The sequence below is a fragment of the Enterocloster lavalensis genome, assembly GCF_046603895.1.
GTDB lineage: Bacteria > Bacillota > Clostridia > Lachnospirales > Lachnospiraceae > Enterocloster > Enterocloster lavalensis.
Window position 1 is genome coordinate 2,463,434 of record NZ_CP176637.1, and the last position, 23,367, is coordinate 2,486,800.

A 23,367-nucleotide genomic window follows, 5' to 3' on the forward strand; every position below is an offset into this window, starting at 1 on the left:
CTTCCGTCTGTTCCGGCCAAAACCGTTCTGGCCGCCAGGAAGCACACTAGGAGTGATGTCAGTAACATCCGGAGATACGTCCGGGCCGCAGGCCGTCCTCTCATAGCCGCGCCCCCTTCCCGTTCGCAGCAGCCCGCACCACCAGCCTGCGCCCGCCGCTGTGGCAGGTGAGCAGCGTCAAATACTCAGGGGGCGCGGGGGCAGCTCCGGCGGAATACGGCGTAGGGGCCGTCCCGGCCGAATCCGGCGTGGAGGCAGTCCCGGCGGAATCCGGCGTCCGCCCCATCTCCTGCCCGCATTCCTGCAGTGCATGTTCCTCCATTCCGGAAACCGAACACGATTCCACCGCATAACTATTCCACGCGCCGCCATCATAGACGTAAATGTTCGAATGCCGGACCCGGAAGTCCTCATCCAAATAGTTCTTCAGGCCCGCAAACATCGTACCGTCCTTCATATTATGGCCGTAAACTAAGGTTTCCGCCCCGGATAAAGGCTTCTCCCGGCAGTCCGCAAAGAGACTGCCGCACCCGCCCTCTCCTCCGTCAAATCTGTGGCTGAGATAAAACTGATTGTCACAATGCCGCGCCACAGGGTAATTGATGCGTGTGCCCGGTATGTAGATCCAAAAACAGTATTCAGGGTTCATTTTCCTCAGCGCTTCTTCCTGAATATCCGGCAGGGCAATGACATCGTTGGATGGATCGGCGGGGAGGGTGGGGAGGTGCGCTGCATGGCGTTCGGCCGGTACGGACGGGGCGGTAGCGCGACAGGCAGCCGGTATGGACGGGGCGGTAGCGCGACGGGCAGCCGGTATGGACGGGCTGGCTGTACAGGGCACAGCCGGTACGGATCCGCCGGTAGCACGGTGTTCAGCCAAGCCGCCCAAGCCACGATTTCCCCAAACCGCCGTACCAGCAGCGTGACGCGCTGCGGACCGGATTTTTGAAGGCACAACTGCGGATTTTGATGGTAAACCCGAGAATTTTGATAGCAACCCCGGAGATTTTGATGGCAAACCCGGGAATTTTCCTGGCATACTAAGAGTTTTCCCATATGCGCCGGAAACCGCCCCTGACTTCTCCGGCGCACCGAAGAATTTTTTCGTTTTCCACTTTCCTACGCCCAAAAATGCCGCTTCCATAGTCCCAACTGCCTCAACCTGTTCCCCGTCCGAGACGGCGTTGGCCAGTTTTCGGACCGCCTCATAAGACTCCTGGTCCTGACTGTACCTGTGGTCGGCCCGGATGGCCGCGGCGCAGCAGAGGATCAGGCCGACGGAAAACAGAACCACCAATGCCCCCGGAATAAACCGTGCAGCGCTGCGCCTCACCTCTTTATAATTCACATCATCCCCTCCTTTTCTCTCAGACCGCTCATAGACGGCCGTATACTCCAATATCCGGCGGTTTCCTGCCGATGCCGCAGCCCCAACCGCCCCCTCTGCCTTCCTGCCTGTCTCCATCGACTCCTGCGGCTCCAACTCCTCATACACTGCCTGAATCTGCTGTCCGTCCAGCGGATTCAGCGCAGCCATTCCCCCATACACAGCTTCGCAGTCCCGCACCAACCGCTGGCCCTTGACCCGCAGGCGTCTGTTTACCGTGTCGTTTTCCTCGTACGAAGGCCCGTCCCAGCGGATCTCCGTGATCTGGCAGCAATCAGCCGGTAGTCCCAGATCTTCCAGCAGGGCGGCGCACAGGTCTGTGTTTCTGACATCAGCGGAAGGTGCGTCCGGGTTATCCCCGGGCAGTTGAACCAGCGCATTTCCCAAAAGAAATATCCCGGCGTCACAGTCCTCGGCCACACTTCTCAGGTCCAAACCGTTCTCCCATCGTTCATTGGAAAAACAACTGCTCAAAAGCGGCACAACCACACTGCTTTCGGTTCCGGTCACCGGATCTTTCACCTCCAGGCGGGCAGTCTGAGGCGGATTCTCTTCCGCCCCCAGCCCCTGATATGTGATTTGCTTTTTCACCTCCAGCGTTCTGCCGCCTATTTTTGCCGGTATGGTTTCATAACTTTTCAGCCCGTAACGCCGGCCCTCATATTCGATCACCGCGGCCGGAATGTGATTTTGCGGCAAATCCTGAAATGGATCGCTCAGAACCGTTCTGATTCTTCCGGGAACAGTGGCCAAAAGACCGGTGATCCACTTTCGCTCCACCCTGCTTCGGATATACTCCCGGCCATCCACCATTTTCGTCAACGGGAAATTCCGAAAGATGTTTTCATCATCCAAAGCCTCAGAACCACCATCCATTTCCGTTATCTCCCCTTCCAAGGATTCTGCCCTTATTTCTGTCCAAAGCCGCTGTCCCGCTACCGCGGGCGGCATAAACACCGGGATTAGGAAGAGAAACACAGCGAGCAGGACCAGGAAGAAAATTGTATACAAGCGCCGCCCGGAGCATACACGTTTAACCGGCATGTGTGCGCTCAGCTTATTGTGACCCTCTAATTCATTCGGCCCGCATCGTTTCCGATCTCTCTCCCGTTTTCTTCTCCTAAGCTCCGCCCCGCCGGATATTATCATACCTGCCAGACAAATTAAAATCCCGGAGGCGATCCATTCTAACGGTGTATCGTCCCCTGTTTTGACAAGCTCCGGCGTTTGTCCCCTGAAACGCAGCACGCCGTCCCCTCTCAGAGAGGTTTTATAGTAGGCCGTGATTCTGCCGATTTTCGTTTCTTCCCGGAAGTTGTACACGCAGGTATTCCCGTCCACTGTTCCATCCGGCAGCACTGAAAATTCCATCTGTGCCTCCGTCCTCACGTAGCCCTCCGGCGCCTGAACCTCTTCCAAACGGTATCTCCCTGGCTCGGATGGCCGGAACACAGCCAGGCCCTCGCCGTCCGTCCCGGCTTCCATCAGAATCTTTCCGGTATCCGGCTCCGTAATCCGCAGCACAGCGCCTGAAATTCCCCGTCCCGTCTCACCGTCCAGCTTGTGAAGCGGCACTTCCAGCCGCGCATCCTCCACCTGGTAGACTCCCGTTTCCACCACTCCGTTTAGGACTGTAAAACTGAACACCTGACTGTTTAATGCATACCCCGACGGAGCTCCGGTCTCCCGGAAGGTATAGGTGCCGTCCGCAGGCTTTTTAATCCGGAACATTCCGCTGCTGTCGCTGACCGAAATTCCCAGCACGGACCCGTCCTGGTTGTAAAACGTAAACTGCGCCCCAGGCAGCGCGGTTCCATTGGTATCTGCCTTTCGGAAGCTGGCAAAGGTCTCCGGCGGTATATCCGGCGTTCCCCCGCCTCCCCCAGAGCTCTTTCTGTAGTTTTCGTACTGAAATACCTGGATTTTTCCACCCTGGTCCACCACAATCTCCCGATCCTCGCCCCTCCGGTAACCGGACGGCGCTTCCAGCTCCCGGATGATATAGGTACCAGCTGGAAGCCCATAGATCCGGTGGGCTCCCTGATCCGTCGACGTCCACTCCTCCACGGTTCTTCCGTCGGATTTACAGATCAGCGCGAGCCTGGCTCCCGCCAGCAGCGTTTGGGAAGCGCCGACGGTTTTCCCGATATCCACCGCGGTCGTGTCATTTGGCATCGTCAGGTGGAGCACTTCCCGCATCCCGTCCTCAATCACGAATAAAATGGGCTCCGCCAGAACCGGGTACCCATCGCCCGGCGTCTGCGTCTCCACCAAACGGTAGGTTCCTGCCTCTAAACCCTTGCTGTAATGGGGCTGCCTGGTGCTGATCCACCGGTCCACCACCTCCCATTTTCCACTCTCCGGTGCCTCCGGATGATCCGTGCGCTCTATCTGCAGTGCAGCACCCTCCAACAGTTCTCCGGTATCCCGGATCACCTTGTCCACCCTGACCCGGTTGGAGTCGTTGGCAGGCCGGTATTCTACCGTCAGAAGCGGGGTGTTGCTGTCCTCATACTGGAACTGAAACTCATAATCCGGCAGCGTCAGCATATGACCCACAGGCGCTTTGGTCTCCGTACACACATAGGTATACGGGGTAAATTCACCCTGACTGTTTTGATAACCGATGGGCTGGGCCGGAAATTTCGCGGCGCCCTGCTCATCCGTCACCACGGTCCCGCACACGGTTCCCAGCGTCCGGTTCAACAGCTGAAACTCCGCCCCGGCCAGTTTCATTTCCGGCTCGTCGGTATCGGATTTCACCAGTTCCAGCTCTCCGTCGGGGATGCGGTCAATCATCTCCACCGACTGCAGTTCCCCGGTATCCCGGATGGTAAACGGAACGCGGACCGACTGTAGAAATCCGTAGGGGGTGGTCACCTCCTCCAAAACATAATCCCCCTCCGGAATGTAGCGGATTATATGAGGCTTCAGATCACCGGCCTCAAATCCCTCCGGAATCTCCCCTGCTTCCGCTTCCTCCCGGGTATAGATCCCGTCCATTCCGGATACCCAGCTGGCCTCCACCTCCTCATATGCGCCGCCCTCGGCGGGACGGCGGACCATAAGGGGCTGCACCGACACATTTCCCTGGCCGTCCATCTCATAGACTGCCATTCCGGCTCCCTTTACCTCTTTTCCTCTGGTAATACTCACCTTGGATACCTGGAGCGTCAGCGGCCGGTCGCCCATCTCAAACGCCTGGATTTCTTCCAGATGGCCGGTGTCCTCAACCGTAAGGAGCATGGCCGGAGCGGTGGCGTACCCCGCCGGATTCCCGGATTCCACCAGGACATAGCTTCCCACCGGCAGATACTCAATCCTTGTGGTGCCGGTCTCCGTATAATAATAGCGCCCCTGAAGGGTATTAGGAACAGGCCGGTAGCAGTAATCATACTTCATGATCGGATGATTCCCCGCCGCATCCTCAGTCAGCCTGCCCGTAGCCGCCACCTCCTGGCCGTCCCTGTAAGTGGCGGCGCGGAACGTAAAAATCTCATTTTCCGGGTCATATACCGGTTCCCCTTCCTCGTCCCGCACTGGATTTCCTTCTTCATCCAGCAGAGCGGGGTATAATGAGAGCCAGGCCGCGCTGTCCTCATAGAGAACCTCCCCATTCTCCGTGTCGTATTTGCGGATGTCAACGGACGTAAAATCATCCTCCATGCGGTAGGACTGCACATTACCAGTCTCCCGCACATCAATGGGCATGGCTTTAGACTGAACATATCCCTGTTCATAGGGACATATCGTCTCCTCCAGCACATATGGGCCTACCGGAATGTGGTCGATCCAGTGCGGCCTTGTGGTGGGAATCCTCTCTCCATCCGCTCCGAGCTTTAGATTCCCCCTGTCGTCGCACTCATACCCGCTGATCCAGGCTGCGACAGCTTCCCCTTTGACGTAATTTCCGTTCTCATCCGTAACCGGTTTTCCCTCCGTATCCACCTCCGCCCGGTAAAGGGTCATCTCCGCCCCCTGAATTTCCCTCTGGGTCCTCACGTCCACCTTGGAAAATGCCGTCCTGGTAAATTCGTTGGAAAGGAAATACTTCTGCACTTCCCCGGTATCCCGCAGGACGATTCCCAGGTAACGGGACTGGACATATCCCTGCCCGTGAGGCACCTGTTCCTCCTGCAATATGTACGCCCCAAAGGGAAGGCGCGCGATCCGGTGGACCGCTCCCTCCGTCTCCGGCGTCCCGTCCGACCCTGCGCTCTGATCCGTGGTCCAACGCTCCTCCTTTGTGATCACAGAACCGCTTCTGTAATAAACCGGCAGCCCGTTTTCATCGTCCTCCGTGACCTTATCTGGGTACAGGGTTTCCACCGTTCCATCCCGCTTAATCTGAATGGAACGAACCAACTCTTTCTGGCCCTGATCATCCGCCGTGTACGCGATCATTCTGCCATAATCGTCGTACACGTAAGCCATGCCTGTGACAGAATCCGCAAAGCAAATCTCATTGCCGCGGCTATCCAGCACCGCCAGCTCATTGTTCGATGAGTGATACCTGGTTTCCACGGACTGCAGATCGTAGAAATACAAGTCGACCGGGGCATTCTCCAGTTCCACCGCGTCCCAGATATCCAGTCCGCCCGGACCGGAATCCGACCCGGTGATCCGGATTTCCTTGTGGGTTCCGGTATTCCGGTCCGTGACGCGCTCCACTTTTCCGTCCGCCCAGACCGCGGTCACGCCTTTATACTGATTTTCCCCAGTCTTTTCCAGTTCTATCCCGCGGTAAAGCGCCAGACCGGCGCCGCTGACCGCCACACCAAATCGGATTCCCTTTCCTGAGAACGCGCCATCCGGATGATACAGCGGTTTAACGTGATCCATGGCCTTTAACTCCATTTCCGTACCCTCAATAATCTGCTCAGAATACTCGTCGTTGGCTTTTATTACGCGGCCGTACCACTCCTTTGTCTCCGGATCATAGACAATATCCTGCACGTCTCCCCGCTCCTCCAGATACTCCTTCCTGCCGCGGACCTCATATACCAGATGATCCCCCGCGTCGTTCACGGCAATTTCCTGTATAAAACCGCCGCTGGCTTCCGGGTTGCCCCAGGCGTCCTGTGCTTTCAGGCCGTTTTCATTTCCCACCAGGGAGTCGCCGTCCTCCACCTTGTAGATCTCGACTCTGGACGGATAATCCTCCACCTCAATTCGGCTGACCGTCTCCGTCCCAAACTTGTTGGCCGCTTCCTGTACAGGCACCGCATACTGGTACTGCACGGCCGGAATCCGTTCCCAGCCATCCGTGGTTCCATCCGAATGCCATTTTTCTGCATAATAATGCACACTGTCCCCATACACCTCAAAGGCGACCGGCCGGCTCTTTGTATATCCCTCCGGCGCCTGAATCTCCACCAGCACATAGGCCCCGGCTCCAAGCGGACGGCAAGTCTCAATATACCCCACCGTTTCCTTGCGGATTACACCGTCCACTACCACCTCCCGCACTGTTGAATATGCTTTAAATATACCGGTCTCATTTCCGTCCTCATCCCTCTGTCGGATCAACTGCGTTTCATCGTACAGCGGGATTCCCTCCCGGTCCAGACGGATAGGCAGGTCGCTATCGCCTCCGTTTAACTGCCCCACTCTGGGGTACAGCACCGGCTTGCCCGCAGCGTCTACCACCCGGTTGCCGTGCAGATCCACGGCTTCGCCAAACAGCACCTTTCCGCTGCCGCTTACAGCGCCGCCTCCGGTCTGTTCCACCTCCCGCTTGGCAGCGAAGATTCTGAACAGTGCGCCGGAATGGATAATATTTTCCCCGGTCTGCGCATCCAGCTTCTCAATCCGCAGCTTTGAGGAGGCGTATTTGTTCTCAAAATCCTCTGTGGCGTACGCTACATAGTTGAAATCTGCCCCGCTGCCCGACGGCGTCAGCGTCTCCACATTGCCGGTGTCGGGGTTAACCCGGTCCACCGCAGGCTCCAGGATTGTCCAGGGGACCAGCATGGCCGCATACTTTCCGTCCACCGCCGTATTCACCCCGGTCATGGAGGCCACGTTGTCCCGAACCTCAAGCTCCCCGCTTTGTGTCTCGCGGCCGCTGTAGACCACGCCGTCCACCGTGCCTGAGACCTCGCTGCAGGATATGTGTTTTCCCCGTAATTCCTCCGGCGCCCCATCCATTTTCAGCCCATATTTATAAATCAGGAAATCTCCGTCCGACCGGTGCGCCCTGATCACATGGGATTCTTCGTTAAAACGGATTTTGTACTTGCGGATCAGATCCTCGGGCCGGTCCTGGCTGTTGTAGTTAAAAAATGGATTCCCGGTCCCGCTGTCCACAACCGTCTCCCCGGTGTTCCCATCTTCGCCGATATCCGGGGCAAAGGGCAACACGATCTCCTTGGGATAATCCCGCTCGTAATGCCGGTTCGCCAATTCCGGTTTCACCGCTGCCGGAACCTGTTCGACCACCACATAAGTACCGTAGGGCAACATAACCGAACTGTTATAATAGTCGTCCTTCCCGTTCTTTGTGTTGCACTGCAGCGTTGTCCTGTCATGGTCCGGGCCGCCGTCGGGATCGCTGTCCCACGCGATTGCCAGCTTTTCCTCCAGCCCCCGAAACGCGGACAGATAGACAGCGGCCTCGTTCACGGCCCGCTCCAGCGCCCGCTCATAAGCGATATCGCTGCCCAGTTCCGGCTCAGATGAGAGAATTTCCTGCTTATAACCCGCCACATCCAGATAGGTCACGGCAAACTGCCGGACCGCAAAATCCCAGGCAGCGCCGTCAGCCTGTCCGGCGGCCTTCAGGGCATCGAAAAACTTGCGATAGTCATAGGTTCCATCCGCCTTTATCTCCAGAAGCTGCCGCCCAGCCCCCTCTTTTGGCGGCGCAAATGCAGTCTGAACCAGCCCTTTAAATTCCGGATCATAGAGTTCCTCCGATACCACCCCGTCGTTCTCATCCACATAGATCGCTTCCAGGTTCCGCTTCAGGTACAATTTGAACTTGAACTGGCTCAGCTGCTTGATTCCCCGGCCTCCGGTCACACCAAACAGTCCCAGAAATACCGTGAGGGGATCATTGTGCAGGGAACCGTAGGTGTTCACGTTATCGTAAGAGGCCTGAGAAATATCCTTTGTGATCCGGATCGGCTGTTTGATCACCCGCTCCAGCACCTGAAGAGGCTTGTCACGGGTTCCTCCATCCTGGTATACCACAATCTGCCCTGGATAAACCAGCGTCCCCGCCACAATGTAGCTTCCTGCGTCGAATGCAGGCACGGAGGCATTGGCCGACACTCCGGCACCTGCCGCTTCCACCAGATAACGGTTGTAAGGCATCGGCTCTCCCTGATATTCAATGTCCGTCTGCCGTGTCACCGCCCGAAACCTGGTATATTCCGGCCCGCTTACCCCATCCCAATCCGTCTCATTTTCCACGTGAATGATGTAATAGCCGGTGGAATCCTCGCGGGAGGCCACAACCTCCCGGCTGCTCTCACGGTCCACCGTCTGCTTGGCCTCCCCGTAGGTATAGGTCCGCTCCATCACCGGAACAGGCTGTCCGTCAGGCCCCATCAATGTCTCCCCTGGCGCGTATGTCTCATAGGAAGGCTGATAGACCGCCTCAATCCAGACCTCGATCTCATCTCCAAACGGCACCGCCGCGCCCTCCGGTATTTCCCGCCTTTGCCCGGCCGTTGCCGTGGTGCCGCCCAGGGTATACTCCCCTTTTTCATACTGCACCCAATAATGTCCGCTTCCTTCTCTGCCCTCCACTGTCATTTCTTTGCGGATGCATAGCTTCTGGTTCATAGCATCGTAAAAAGCCGGGTACGACTCATCCACTTTTGAGTAGTCATAATAGAATCGCGCGTACAGATCGCCCTCCTCATCCTCATAAACCGAGTGGACCGAAGCACTGTCCCATGTATTGTGCTCTGTAAACCAGTCTAAAATCTCCGTCCCCGCTTCCGCGTTGGTGTCCCCTGCCAATTTCAGATTGAACCAGGGAGAGCCGTCCTCATCGGACAAGGCCCTGTAACCGGCCTTCTGCAGCATTTTGTTGACCTCATCCCTCAGGTAGTCGAAATCGCCCACCGGCTCCTGCCACCGCGTGATATCCTCCGGTTCCGCCTCTCCCCGGGGATAACCGCTCATCCGGAAGCGGTAAGGCACCGTCTCTGCCTGAGGTTTGGAATGGTCCGACAAATCTTTCACAATCGGATTCCCATCCCCGTCCGTCTTATACTCTCCCCCCTTCGCGGTCTGGTATACCACATTGCCGTTCCCGTCCTTCTTCGGCTCCAGCGTGCTGCCCGTGATGGTCTGAACCGTTTCCGTAACCTGCTCCACCTCCATGCGGTAAAACCTGGTCCCCTCCGGGTAACCGGCAACCACCACATCGTAGCCGTTTTCCGTCCTGTACGACTCGACAATAAAGTCGTTCCAGGAGCCATCCGCGTTCATATCGTTGTAATCCGAAAGTCCTGCGCTGATCCGGGCCGTCCCTGCCTCGGCCACAACCGCAGTCCCGTCCGCCTCCCGGTTTGTCTCCGAGGCCAGAATCCCCTGTACTGACAGTTCATAACCCTCGGAACGGCTCAATTCCCTCACATAGTAGCGGCCCATGAGCAACGGCCGCCCGATCCACTGCCCTCCGTTTTCCGCCGCATAATCCGGGTAGGAAATGGCGCCGAAGCCGCAGCTTGACGAGGTGATTGTGCCGCCGTTATAGAGATTCACGGCCCCTGTCGGCCCTTCCGGCACAAGGAGATTTCCGTCCGGATCAAGGCGTGTTCCCGGATTCTCCGTAAACGCCAGGAAGGAAGCGTCTCCCTCCTGATCCGTGGACGCCACGGCCACCAGGTCATTCCGATTGTAGATAATCCCGGATTTCCCATCCGGATGCACCAAATCCTGGGCTGCAAACAGCCCGTACACAGCGCCCTCCAGGGTGGCATCTCCCTGGGTTCTGCCAAAACTGCGTTCCGGGTCTGCCCGGTACAGCTCCAGATCCCGCTTATTGATGTGAAGCTCCCCTTCCGTCCGATGATCCCACACCCTAAACGCATACAGCAGGGTAGACGGTTCCCCATAGCCCCCTGTCTCCATCCCACCCAGGTCGTCGTCCGTAAAATCCGGAAATTCATCGGATAAATCCATCCCCCGCTCCCCGGCCAGGCGTCCAATAGCCAGGCGGAAAAACGCCGGTCCCCAGCTCTCCGGGATCAGAGATTCCACCGGAGTTTCCGGTTCGTCCCGGACCGCTTCTGAGGCTGAGGCCGCTCTCATATGAGGAATTTCCACAGTTTTCCAGATATAGCGATAGCTCCCGGGGATCATTTCCTCCTCGAACTCATCATCATCCCCATCTCCCTCATCGGTCAATATAAAGTAGTCTGCCTCGCTTTCGCTGGCGGAAGAAGCGCTTGGTTTAGAATGGTCCGCCGCCACGCTATTATTCCGTGCAGCACTGCTTCCGCTCGCCGTCACGATCTGCGGGGCGACGTCCTCCACCCTGCGCAGATCCTCCAGACTCAGCCCCGGCGCTGCAACGGAAAATACCAGGCGCTTTAACTCCTCACTGATCGCAGGCTGATTGTCGCTTACTTCCGGTTCCACACCGGATTGCAGCGTTCCGCTCATCTCTGCCCGCCTGGCGCCTCCCCCGCTTTCAGCGGAAGAAACCGACACTGTCTCCACTTCCTGATCATCCTTGTGGCGTCCATGGAGAATGTACCCGGTGCGGGCGGTCTTTTCCTTCAATGTGTATAAATATTCTAAGTTGATGAATTTTTCGTAAGTCTCATCCCGGTCCTCCAGCATCTCTTCCTGGGCGGAGTAGTCATAGTCGTGATTGTCCTCATCCTCATTTCCCACATGAAAATCACATGTTTCACTGCACAACTCCTGCTGGGCCATCCACAGGTCGTGCAGGCGCTCATTCTCCGCCTCTGCCGCCTCAATCTCCCCCTCGTTTGTGCACTCCCCGGTAACCTCATCGTACTCTTCCTCCGGCACGTCCACCCATTCCGGCGCAGGATGCCCGGTACAGTATGTCTTGCTGTAACGGTAGGATCTGATGTCCCGGTGTTCTCCCCGCCCATCCTGTCCGGTGGTAATAGTGTCGCAAATATGAATAGCCAGCGGAAACGGCTCAAACGCATTGTCGTAAAGGCAGCCGGTCCGCCCGTCCGGGCTTCCCTCCCTGTAACGATGACCGCTCAACTGCGACCGGTCAAAATCCTCCCAAATGTCGAATATAGACCCCTCCAGTGGTTGATTTGTCTCCGCACAATATTTTTCCAGGGAGATGTTGTAGTGGGAGTCGAAGAGTTCGGTGTGGCGGTAGGGGGTGAAGGTGACGGAACCGGGGAATTTAATGGGACTCCCAACTATAAAGCTTACTTGAGCCGGGACTTCTTCATTTTCAAATCGCCCTACTTGATGCTGCAACTGTCCATTATCACCAGGTGTAAAAATATAAGCATAATACTTATTACCAACACCGTACAAATCAGAAGATCTCACTTCTCCTTCCGGCCGCTTGGAACCATTATATTGAAACACAATACTATCTCCAATAACCTGATAACTCCAGTCAACATCCGGAAAACTCCAAATAACATTTTTTAGTTGAGGACAGGATGTTATGTTCAATGTTAATGTATAAACTCCATCTTCCAATGACATTTCCTGTTGTGTCCCATTCCATTCCGGCAGACCTCCCCAAGATGAATTACTAAATTCTTCAAGCCCATCTTGCACAAATTCCTTTAAGCTGGCAAATTCATTTAAAACGTGATTATTATTTAATATGGCGGCCAGTTTTTTCTGCGCTTCCTCCTGAACCTCCCAATCTTCTGCATATCCTCCCACACATCCCCAAATATAAGTCTGAACAACTGCATAGCACACAGGATCCCGAAGATTAGCAATACGCTGGATCCACTCATACGCAAGGGTTATTGGAACAAACTTGTCAGAATCACCAACTCCTGGAATCGTTTCATCTCCTGTAGCGGTGTAGATCCTATATGTCGCCTTAGACCCGTCCGGGAGTTTTTTCCCGGGTTCCAGGCAAAATGTCGGCTGCGCATTCGAGCTTACCCCCTCTTGATAGTAACTCATCATATGATGCGTTTTTCCAAAAACTGTAAAATTTTTATTTGCGAATATTATTTGGCGCGGCCAAATTTCAATCGTACCATCATCCGCATATGATGGTATATAAAATACAGAGGCTGAAAATATAATCATCGCCAACAAAAATGAAATTGACCGTTTAAATCGTCGTAAATATTGCATGCGTTCCCCCTTTCTGAAAGTCAAGACCACCGGCTTAGCCGGTGGCTTGTTCTGCCCCTATAAGGGGCTGTTACCTGCTTGCGCCCGGAAGGCGCACTGAAAAGTCTGCCAGCTGCACCACATTCTCAGCTGCCCTTAAAAGGGCATATTCAGTGCTTCCTTACTCCGGCTTTGCCCCAAAAGGGGCTTGCTGGTTTGCTTTGACTCCCTACTGACTCTTAAGAGTCCTACTTCTTGTTTTTCTTCACCGGCTCACCCGTAAACGGGTCTATGTACTCTACTAACGACATCTGGTCATATTCCAAGTCCTCTTTTATCTGATTTTGGATGTATGCCTTTATTGCCGCCGTATTCTTTCCTACTGTGTCCACGTAATATCCACGGCACCAGAAATGACGGTTTCCGTACTTATACTTTAGGTTCGCATGCTTCTCGAATATCATGAGTGAACTTTTTCCTTTGAGATATCCCACCACCTCTGATACTGAATATTTGGGTGGAATGCTTACCAGCATATGAATATGATCTGGCATGCATTGTGCCTCGATTATCTCGATTCCTTTTCTTCGGCATAATGTCCCAAGGATTTGTCCTACATCTGCCTTGATATCTTTATAGATTACCTGTCTACGATATTTTGGTGCAAAAACCAGATGATACTTGCAATCCCATTTTGTGTGCGCTAAACTATTATTGTCCATTTTGGACCTCCTGTGCTTTTTATTTGTGGTTTGCAGACCTACATCTAGTTTAGCACAGGAGTTGCTTTTATCTGAAGATATTCCCTCCACCTGCAGAGCAGGTGGTTTATTTTTACTGTGACACAACAAAAAGAACTATCGGCGTATCTTTATCTGATTCGCCAATAGTCCCTTGATTCTTAATCCAATTACTTGTTCTTTATAAACAGCTGGACAACGCTTACTTGTGTACCATTTACATAAACTCCTACTCCAGTTTCCTCCCATTTTGACTGTATCATCGCTACATGATGACCCGGAGACTTTATCCAAGCCTCCACCGCATTCTGGGCTACATCTTCCATCGTATATCCATATATATGCGCAGCATTCTCCGAAGCCGCCGCATACTCCAAATTAATCGCAGTCAAACAACTCGTCCCATCCGGCCGCGTATGCGAGAAGTTCTCGCTCACCTCCTCTGCCCTCACCCGCGCGCTCTCCATCAATTCATCATTGATTTCCAGCTCCGCCTTTCCTTTTCGAACCCGTTCCTCATTGACCAGCTCTATGATCCGCAGAGCCAGCTCGGAGGGATCGATGTCCTCGCGTTCATTCGCCGCTCTCTCCCGGGCCTCACGCTCCGCCGCCAGCGCGGCCTCCACGGCGTTGACTTCCGAGCGGTCGGCTTCTGCCACAAACATTTTCCCATTGACCGCGACGCCCGGGTACCAGTCTCCGCCGCCGGGAATCTGCGCAGTGCACACCGCTCCGTTTATCAGCAGAGCACCGTTTTCATTTACCTGCAATCCCTGACTGGCGGTGTCTGTGGAGAGATATCCATTCTCATCAAAATAGTAGTTTTCCGCAATCCCATCATGGTTGCCGTCGATCCAGGCCCACATCCAGTATGGATAACTGCCGTCGTCATTCTGCCACCACCAGCCGTTCCCGTCCTGCTGCCACTGGCCCGCATAGGATGGTACCGCAGCCAGCGCTGCCAGCGCGCCGGCTGCAGCAATGGCCATCACTGCTTTTCGATACGTTCTCATAGCTCCTCTTTTCTTTGGCCGGGCTTCGCGCTGCCCGGCCATATTCCGACATTCATAAACACATTATACTACATAATCTTCTCCCTTACAATTTATTTAATAACCCCCGTCAAACTATGGCGTTTCTTATTCAATTTCCAAGGTACATCCCCTTCCGGGGCCATCCCCGCGGGCCCGGAATACCGGTGGGGCCCAGCGCCAGGCATAAGCCCCGTTCCTCTCTTATCTTCCGGTATCTCTTGCAATTCCATTTTCATCCAACTGGTAACGTTTTCCCTCCCAGACGATGGACTCCCGCACCATCCGTCCTTCCCCATCCAGGAAATACCAATTTCCATCTACTTCGTTCCACTGATTCCGCAAAATCCAGCCGCCGGCGCCGGCGTAATACCGCGCTCCGCCCCGGTCTACCCAGCACCCGGTCATCACCCGTCTGCGTTCGTCCAGACAATAGGTGTAAATCCCTACATTGACCCAGCTGTCGGCGTCCGGTCCCACATAGACCAGATCCCGGCCGCTCAGCCGGAAGCCGTCCCGCGCCTCAACATCCGGAAGGCTTTGCCCATTCTGATCAAAATAGCGCCACTGGCCGTCCACATGACCCCAGCAGCCCCGAATCATGGCCCCGTTGTCGCTCAGATAATACTGTTTCTCACCATCACGGAACCAGCTGTTATTTAACATCACACCGTCCGCTCCCAGCCGGTACCATTGATCCAGGTACAGAACCCAGCTGTCCGCGGCCATGGTTCCATCTGCCCTGTAGTAGTACCATTTTCCGTCCCTCAGCCGCCAGAATGTGAAGACTTCCGCGCTGCTTCCACGTGAAGCCCCGCCATACCCTCCGGCTGAAGTTTTGTCGCTGCGGTCTGCCTCGCTGCCGCCATTTCCGTCAGTTTCCCCGCTGTCGCCATCTCCGTCCGGCACTGTTTCTTCCTTCTTTTTCACGATTACTTCCACCGTGTCCTCACACGCCCGGTTGTCCTCCGAAATAACCGTCAGGGTAACCTTTCCAGGTCTGCGGGCGTAAAACCACCCATCCCGAAACGCTCCGGCCTCCGGGTTGGACACCAGCATTTGGTACTCCTTGTTGCCGGCATTCTCCGGCAGCACGATCACCTCCACCGGCAGCCGCTCTCCCTCCATAACTTCCCCGGCGCAGCTGATGTGTATCTCCGACACTCCGATCACCTGACCGGATACCAGGATCGTACAGTTTTGGGAAATGTACTCCCGTCCGGATTTCCGGTCCAAAACAGCGCATTTCACTGTCACCAAACCGTCCGCCGTCCCCTTTGCCGCCAGGAGCCCGTCGCCGTTTATCTCCGCAATATCCCGGCCGGATTCCACCGACCACACGATCTCGTCCTCCTCCCGCAGCTGCGGCACAAGCCGGTAACGCAGCCTTACATTCCCCGCCTGTTCCGTGATCTGGTACGCATCCTGTTCCGGCCAAATCTCCAAAAATTGGTAGTAATTTCCGTCCATCACCGTTACCTGTACGGTATCACGGACGGCAAACCCTTCCACCTCCCGGCTTACCTCCACGGAATAATCACCTGCCAAAAGTCCATGGACACAGCCCGCTCCGTCGATTTTCAGCCCGCCTGCATCCGGTTTGACCAGCAGGACGCAGTGATTTTGTTCCAGGTAAGAACCGGTGGCGCGGTTTCCGTTCACATACAGATAGGCCGGATCCCCGCTGCCCTGTATTTCCCCCTTGACCGCACCGTCCGCTCCGCGGATCTCCGCTCTCAGCTCCGGCAGTTCCCTTCCAAGCGCGAGCTCCCGCTCTGCGCTGATATCCGTTCCATCGATCACAGCGCGCACCCGCGCCTTTCCGATCCCCTCCTTACACGTCAACAGACCGTTACCGGATATCTCAGCCAGGTCCCCGCCTTCAATCAGCTCCCAGGTAATTCCCTGGTATACCGCATCGGATGGAAAAACAACGGTCCAGAGCTGGGCGGGACAGTCCTCAGTGGCACAGGACGGCCCCAAAATCTCAAGGCGCTCGGACCGTACCTCCACATGGACCACAGCGGTTCCACAGACAGCGGGGTCCTCCGCCAGGGAGCAGCGCACAGTGTAATCTCCGGTCCTCATCCCCTGGAAAACGCCCGAGCGGCTGATAGAACACGCGCGGCCATCCGCCTCAACCTCCCACACCACTTCCCGGTCCCCGGCTTCTTCCGGCCGGACAAGCGCCGTAAACTGCACGTTTTCCCCGCCTCCGGCCTGCGCGCTGGCGGGACTCACCTCAACCGCCTCCGCCTTCACCTGCGCCTCTTCCACATGGAACGAATACTCCGCGCTCAGACTCCGCTCCGGCAGGTCCCGGAGCACAACCGTGTAATCTCCGGCCGCCTCAGCCGTTACAGTCCCATTCTGGTCGACCTGAGCCCCTTGCGCGTCTCCTTTCATTTCCCAGGCGTAGCCCAGGACATTTCCGGCGTCCGCCGGGCTGTACCCCGGAACCAGATAAAGCTTCTCTCCCACCGCACAGCCGGTGCGGCCGTTCCGCTCGGCCACGGTCAGCTCTTGGGCGGGATTGCGGGCCGTCACCCGGAACTGGCAGACCACATCATAATACGCCAGATTGTAAAAACGGACCGTAGCCTGCATCAGCCATTCTCCGGCTTCCAGAGCCATAATCCGGGTATGATTGATCCGCACCGGCTGACTGCCCGCGGGAGCGTTCAGCACCTTGTACGCGATGATTTCTCCCTCGGATGCCTCGTCCCCCAGGCCGCAGTGAATCACCAAAGAGGCGGTTTCCCCCACGTCCAATACCACATTCTCCACCTCCCCGCGGGCTTTACCCAACACATGCAGCCTGCACGCGGCCTCCACCGGCTGTTCGCCGCGGTAGGACGGATCGCCGGTATTCTGAAAAATCTGCTCGCCGTCCACATAAACCCTCAGCTCCACTTCCCCCGCCGGTTCCCGTTGGCAGATCAGCCCCAGCTCGCCGTCCCGCAGACCGGTAATCACAAAATCTCCGCATTCGCCGGTCCCGGTCACAGGCCGTCCGTCCAGAGTCAGTTTAACCGTCCCCTCCTCAATGTCCCTGAGCTCCACAATACCGCGCTCATTCCTGTATTGGCTCTGATAATACAATGGAATTCTACACTCCCTCCCCACCGCCAGATACCACTCCTTCGGCAGTTCCAACGTGGGCAGCTGCCACTGTACCTGATACCTTCCGTACAGAACAGCCACGGTCTCCCCCTCCCGTTTCACCGTTACCCTGATATTCTCCGAAGGCGGCGCGGTTTGGGTATCCGAGGTGTATCCCCTGGCGGTGACCGCATGATCAGAATACTCCGCCCGCAGTCCCCCATCCGGGTCGGTCATCAGTTCATATGTCAACTCATAGCCGGGGACATCGTCCAACCGGACGGCATTTCCGTACTGCACCCCATATCTCACGGTGACCGGATCACTCTCCCGGGAAAACGGCGCCTTATAGGTATAAATACTCCGGCTGCCCCGGAACTGTTGAAGGGTGCAGATCTGATCCACAAGCTGAAATTCCGCAGCAGGGCATTCCAAAAACAGATTGTAGAAACTTCCCGCATTCTCTGCCGTCACCTGCCGGACTGCCGCAGCGCCTGTATTCACGCCTGATACGATGATCGTGAAAACGCCCTGGTCCATCAGCAGAACCTGCGGCCTGCCCTGTCCGTCCACCTGCTTCAACATTCGGCCGGTTACGTTTTCCTCTCCACAGTAAATCAGGATGTCGTACCGTTTTTCACAGGCTTCCAGGGATGGAAACGTCTCTCCGTTGATGTCCAGATATACCTCCCCCTGCTCGCTGTTGGCGGCCGTATAAAAAATCTGATCCCCGCCGCCGCAGTGAAACTCCGGTATCCCGCCCTCATACAGGCTCAGATCATACCGGTAGCGTTCATTTCCCGCCCGGTCCAGACAGCGCAGATTCACAGTTTCAGGCAGCGGCCAGTCCGAGCAGATCCGGTACTCTTTTCTGGACAACTCGCCGCCCTCCACCGCCCAACGAGGCCCGGAACTCAGAAAATGGATATCGGTGAACGTGCCGGACAGGCTGTTCAGCTGGTCCTCGGCCTGCGCCCTCAACTGCAAAAGCCCATCCGCTTCATCGGCCACCCGTATCGGCAGCTGGTCCTCCTCCCCATAGCCCCCGCAGCGTTCAAAGACCGCGGGCCAGGAGATTCCGCTTCGCTCCCCGCTCTTCAGATATCTCCCCCGCTCCTTGTCATAAATGCGCAGTGAAAAACCATTTTGATCGTCCAAATCCGACGTATATACCGTATAAAGCTCCTCCGCGTGGGAGCTGTGCAGCTCATACCGCCGCTCTACCTCCTGGGACTGGAAGATTCCCGTCCGTCTGCTCACATCCTCCACGGTCGGCTGCCCCGTACAGGTGGAAAACTCCAACAGGTGTTCAATCCGCTCCAGCGTATATTCCCTGCCCGTGATGTCATGAAACGCCTCCCCGGCGCTTTGATCCCGGCAATAAATCCGGTCCGGGCTGGCATCCTCCGGCCATACCGACGCTGTCAGCACATACTGCCCCCAATTCCGCTCCACCGCCCTGTAGCGGATCTCGGTCGCCACCGTGCGGATCTCCACCTGATACCCGGCCGCCGCCTGGGGATAGGCGCAGCTGGCCGCCGTCACCACCACCATGCCGTTGCCCAGCGGTCTCAAAACACCGTTCTCGTCGATTTCCGCCAAGTCCGCCCGGTCCACGCTCCAGCGCACCGATTGGTCGGCGGCGTCGGTAAGAATCCGGCAGGCGAATTCAACCTCCCTTCCCCCCGGAAGGTTCTTGTAAATCACCGGTTCCCCGTTCCGCTCCCAGAGCGGACCGGCCGGATATACCTCCAAAACCGCCGTCTGATTGGGGATCACCGTGACGTTCCGTTCATCCTCCGCCAGGTCCTTGCCGTCCGGGTCTACGGTTTCCCGGGCCGTTACCTTTGCCGTCCCCGGAGCCACGGCCTTTATTTTCCCACCGTCCAGAACCTCCAGCACCCCGGGATCGGACGATGTGACGGACCAGGTGCCGGAGGTGTACTCCGGCTCCACCAGAACCTGGTATCCGCAGACCTCCCCCTCATGAAGCACATCCCGATCCAGCGTCAGCCGGATATTGAAAATATCCTTCTCCTCCGGTTCCGACACCCGCACGGAAATACTTCCGGACGCTCCCCCATAACCGGCCGTCACAGTGATCACCGCCTCCCCAGCCTTTTTCGCCGTCAGCTCCCCGTCCTGGGAAACTTCCAAAATATCCGGGGCCGACGAGGTGTAGCGCAGCGCTTCATCCGACTCCACATCCTTCACCACCTGGGTCTTTGCCTGGCTTCCGGCCGCCATCTGCTCCGGGCCGGTCAATTTGATGGAGCGGATATAGGGCTTCCATGTAATTGTGCACTGTCCGCGCACCTCATGGTTGGACTTGGCTCGGAGCGTCAGTTTTGTGGTTCCCCACGCCCCCTCCTCACGGAGCCTGACTTCCCCGCGGATCAAACCCACCCCCTGTTCCACGATGCGCCAGTCCACCGGAATCCCCTCCTGTACGACCTCCGGTTCCGCCGTCCCAGGCGGCCCCCAGTTACAGGTCACATGAAGCGTCTCCCCGCTGTACAGTTCAGCGTTCCCCGGTTCCAGTTTAATCCAGCCCGGATCCCCCCTCACCTGAACGGTTATCTGCCCCGCCGCTGATGGATCCACGATAGACCTCGCCTCCAACACCGCCGTCCCCTGCCGCAGCCCGGTGACAGTTCCTTCCCGGTCATCCAGCCGCAGAACCGTGGCATCCGATACAGAAAGCTGGTACCCCTCCCGGTCCGCCGGTATAATGGAAACCAGCGCCCGATCGGTTTCACCGATTCCCAGAATTCCGTCCGGGTGTGTTTCCAGCGCCACGGAAACCGACTGCACCGGACTGACAAAGGAAAATGTGTGTTCCGCCGCAGCTCCGCCTTTGTCATTGGCGGTTACACGGATCGTAACCTGGCCGTAGCCGCTGTTGCCTATGCTCCAATTCCCGCCCTTCTCCTGCCATACCCGGGCAATTCCGTCCGGATCGCCAGTGATTTCCACCCGGTAGGTTTTGTCCCCGGCATCCGCCTCAGACAGCCGGCAGACAATGGGAATGCATTCATGAATTCCCGTATAGTCAACCGGATTCTCTACCTCAATTCGCTTTACATAATCCGGCAGACGCAGAAGTGCTGCGTCCGACACCGCGCCCCAGTCCGCAACAGCGCTCACCGTCTGTCCACAGTGGGCGCGCAGGTGCCCAAAATTCTCAATGGATTTCCACGGTCCACCGTCGATCCGGTAGTTCAACTCCAAGCGCTCAAGACTGCGCAGCCAGGGCCGATACATAACGGTGACGTCATACTCGCCGCCTCCCATATAGTTCCAGTCCAAAACCGGTACGTCCGGCTGCTGCACGCGCACCGTTTTTTCCCGCACATCCGTGACAATGGTTTCCGTCCCGTTGTAAGTCCGAATACTGCGGATTTTCCTTGCCTCCACCAGGGCGTCCTCATACAGATACACCGGATTTCCATCCCAGTCCTGAAACTCCCCGGCTCCCCCGATCCGGTATTGGATCACATCCTCGGGATAATAGTCCGGCGGAGCTTTGTAGCGTCCCAAAATCCCCCGGAAGGTAACGGCCTGCGCGCGCTTTCCGCCCTCAAGAACCTGCTCACTGTCAATATAGGGTCCTATTGTCACAAGCTCCATGGCGCTCAACCCAATGGGTTCCCTGAACAGGTTGTAGTCGCCGTACGCGTCCCGCGACTCCTCCCCAGGCTCCTGGTCAAACGCGTTTTGGTAAATGATCTCCCACTGGCTCTCATCCCACAGGTACAACAGCTCGCTGTCCCTCCCGTAAGCATCCGGGCTGCCCGCGGTGCGATACGCACCGGCAAACATTCGGTCCGCGTTGGCCAGCGACTTCGGAGCCGCTACACTGACATTTTCCCCGTCCCCGAACCGCAGACCCGTACAGTGGTCAAAGGCCTGGTTGGCCGACTCGATGCTGTCCGGCAGAAGTGGAACCTGGACCAGGCCGGTACACCTCATAAAACAGCGGTCAATAGTTTTCACCGCCTCCGGCAGTCTGGGTGAAACCGCCAGATTCGAGTCGAAAAAGGTGTCCTCCATCTCCGTCACGGAATCCGGCAGCTCTGCCTCCCCCAGGTCCGCGCCCGCTGCCAGCGCGCCCCAGAACGTTCCTTCCAGATTCTGCGCCTGCTCCGGCAGCGATCCCAGCCGCTCCAGCCAAATGCAGTCCCTGAACGTAAACCGCAGCTTCCGAATACGGCTCCCCTGGGCAAACTCCGGCGTCTCCCGGATTCCTGAACCGCTGAATCCATAATCGATGTTTTCCACCGACTGGGGGATCCGGACAGTTTCCTCCAGCTCCGAACAGCCGGCAAACATGTATTCCATGCTCCGCAGCCCTTCCGGCAGTTCCGGCATGGCGGTGATTTCCGAGTTCTCATAGCAGTGGTTTGCGCTCACCACCGTGTCCGGAATGGTTCCGGGACTTCGCAGCGGCATAGCCCAGGCAGAGAAACAGCCGTCCATGGATACCACGGGCTTCCGGTCAATCATTGCGGGAACTTCCGTGGTCAGCGCGCCCTCCTCATCCAGAATAAAGTACCGGTATTCCTCATGGTCCAGAGAATACTGGGTCGGCTTCGCCTGGATGCGCCAGCCTCCCAACTCCTCGTCCCACCAATAGTTCCACCACGTCTGATCCACTTTTTCACCGGATTGGTCCAGAACCTCATAAGCGTAGCTTTTGTCCGGCGAGTCCTTGATGTAGTTCAGATACCAAACCGATTCCCCGTCCACCTCCAGCTTCCCTCGGGTATTTGCCCGGGGATTCCGGACAAAAAAACGGCTGATTCCCTGCGCCTCCATATCCGGCGCATACCATTCCGCCTCGCCGGGCGTCCCGTTCCCGGGTCTTTCTCCCCCGAACGCCTCTCCTCCGGCTGTCTCTCCTCCGACTGTCCCACCTCCGGGTCTCTCTCCTCCGGCCGTCTCTCCCCAGCCCGGACGCTCCCGTTCCGCCTCATTCTCCCCCGCCGCCTGCTCCGCCTCCGATTGGGTGGCGCGGGCAGCGGGCATTCCTGCCACGGTCCCGGCTTCCCGGTCCGGCTCAGCCGCCCATCCCTTCATCTCCGGCCACTGCACAGCATTTAACATAAGCACTACGGCCAACACCAGCGAACATCCCCGTTTCCACTCCATATAACCTCCTGTTCCGCACCCTTTTCCTGATTTTTGGGTACACAAAGCAATCGCCCGCAGGCTACGCCAGCGGCCCATTACATCCAGCAATCGCCCGCAGGCTGCGCCAACGGCCCATTACATCCAGCAATCGCCCGCAGGCTATGCCAGCGGCCCATTACATTCAGCAATCGCCCGCAGGCTGCGCCAACGGCCCATTACATCCAGCAATCATCCGCCGGTCCTGCCGGCGAATCACCGTATCCAATCAAACACTCCAACTGTCAACCCGCAATATCCAAATTTGCGGTACGCAAAAAAGACTGTGGCAATCCCACCGCCGCCGGACAGCATTCCATTTTCAAGGTACACTTTTTCCAATTTAATACAAAAAATCGGGAAATCCATGATCCAGAACCGATACATGGAGCTGTGCAAACGCACAGACAGAACACAGAACTGTGTTTCTGTAGAACATATTATATAGGACCCTTGACAAATAATCAAGGGCAAATTTAAAATTTATAGTTTATTGATCCATAACGTCCCGCATCTGCTCCGTAACCGGCTTGTAGCCGTCCTTGTTCAAAAGACCGTTGAACACAGAGTCATACAGGGCCAGCAGCATCGCAGCCGCGGCCACGGCCGCCAGACATTTCAGCCAAAATTTCATCTTTCCGCCTCCTCGCGCAAATCCGCCGGATCCTGATCC

The 23,367-nt window shown here is 56.7% G+C and carries 5 protein-coding genes; all 5 read right to left on the minus strand.

Translation table 11 applies throughout. The features are described from left to right. Positions 1-100: 100 nt before the first annotated feature. The 5 genes from ACK2JC_RS10980 to ACK2JC_RS11000 all read right to left on the minus strand — a co-directional run bounded on the left by ACK2JC_RS10980 (position 101) and on the right by ACK2JC_RS11000 (position 23,328). Positions 101-11,821: a SpaA isopeptide-forming pilin-related protein gene (locus tag ACK2JC_RS10980; RefSeq protein WP_368271438.1), complete on the minus strand. Its 11,721-nt coding sequence runs from the start codon at positions 11,819-11,821 to the stop codon at positions 101-103. Positions 11,822-12,900: 1,079 nt separating this feature from the next. Beyond that, a complete protein-coding gene (tnpA, locus tag ACK2JC_RS10985) occupies positions 12,901-13,374 on the minus strand; it encodes an IS200/IS605 family transposase (protein WP_048931400.1) in 474 nt (157 codons plus the stop codon). A gap of 188 nt (positions 13,375-13,562) precedes the next feature. Continuing rightward, entirely contained in the window at positions 13,563-14,405 is an 843-nt protein-coding gene (locus ACK2JC_RS10990) for a CAP domain-containing protein (RefSeq protein ID WP_320938606.1), read from the minus strand. 222 nt (positions 14,406-14,627) lie between these two features. Continuing rightward, entirely contained in the window at positions 14,628-22,676 is an 8,049-nt protein-coding gene (locus ACK2JC_RS10995; RefSeq protein WP_368272045.1) for an Ig-like domain-containing protein, read from the minus strand. Positions 22,677-23,184: 508 nt separating this feature from the next. Beyond that, a complete protein-coding gene (locus tag ACK2JC_RS11000; protein WP_166434572.1) occupies positions 23,185-23,328 on the minus strand; it encodes a hypothetical protein in 144 nt (47 codons plus the stop codon). Positions 23,329-23,367 lie beyond the last annotated feature (39 nt).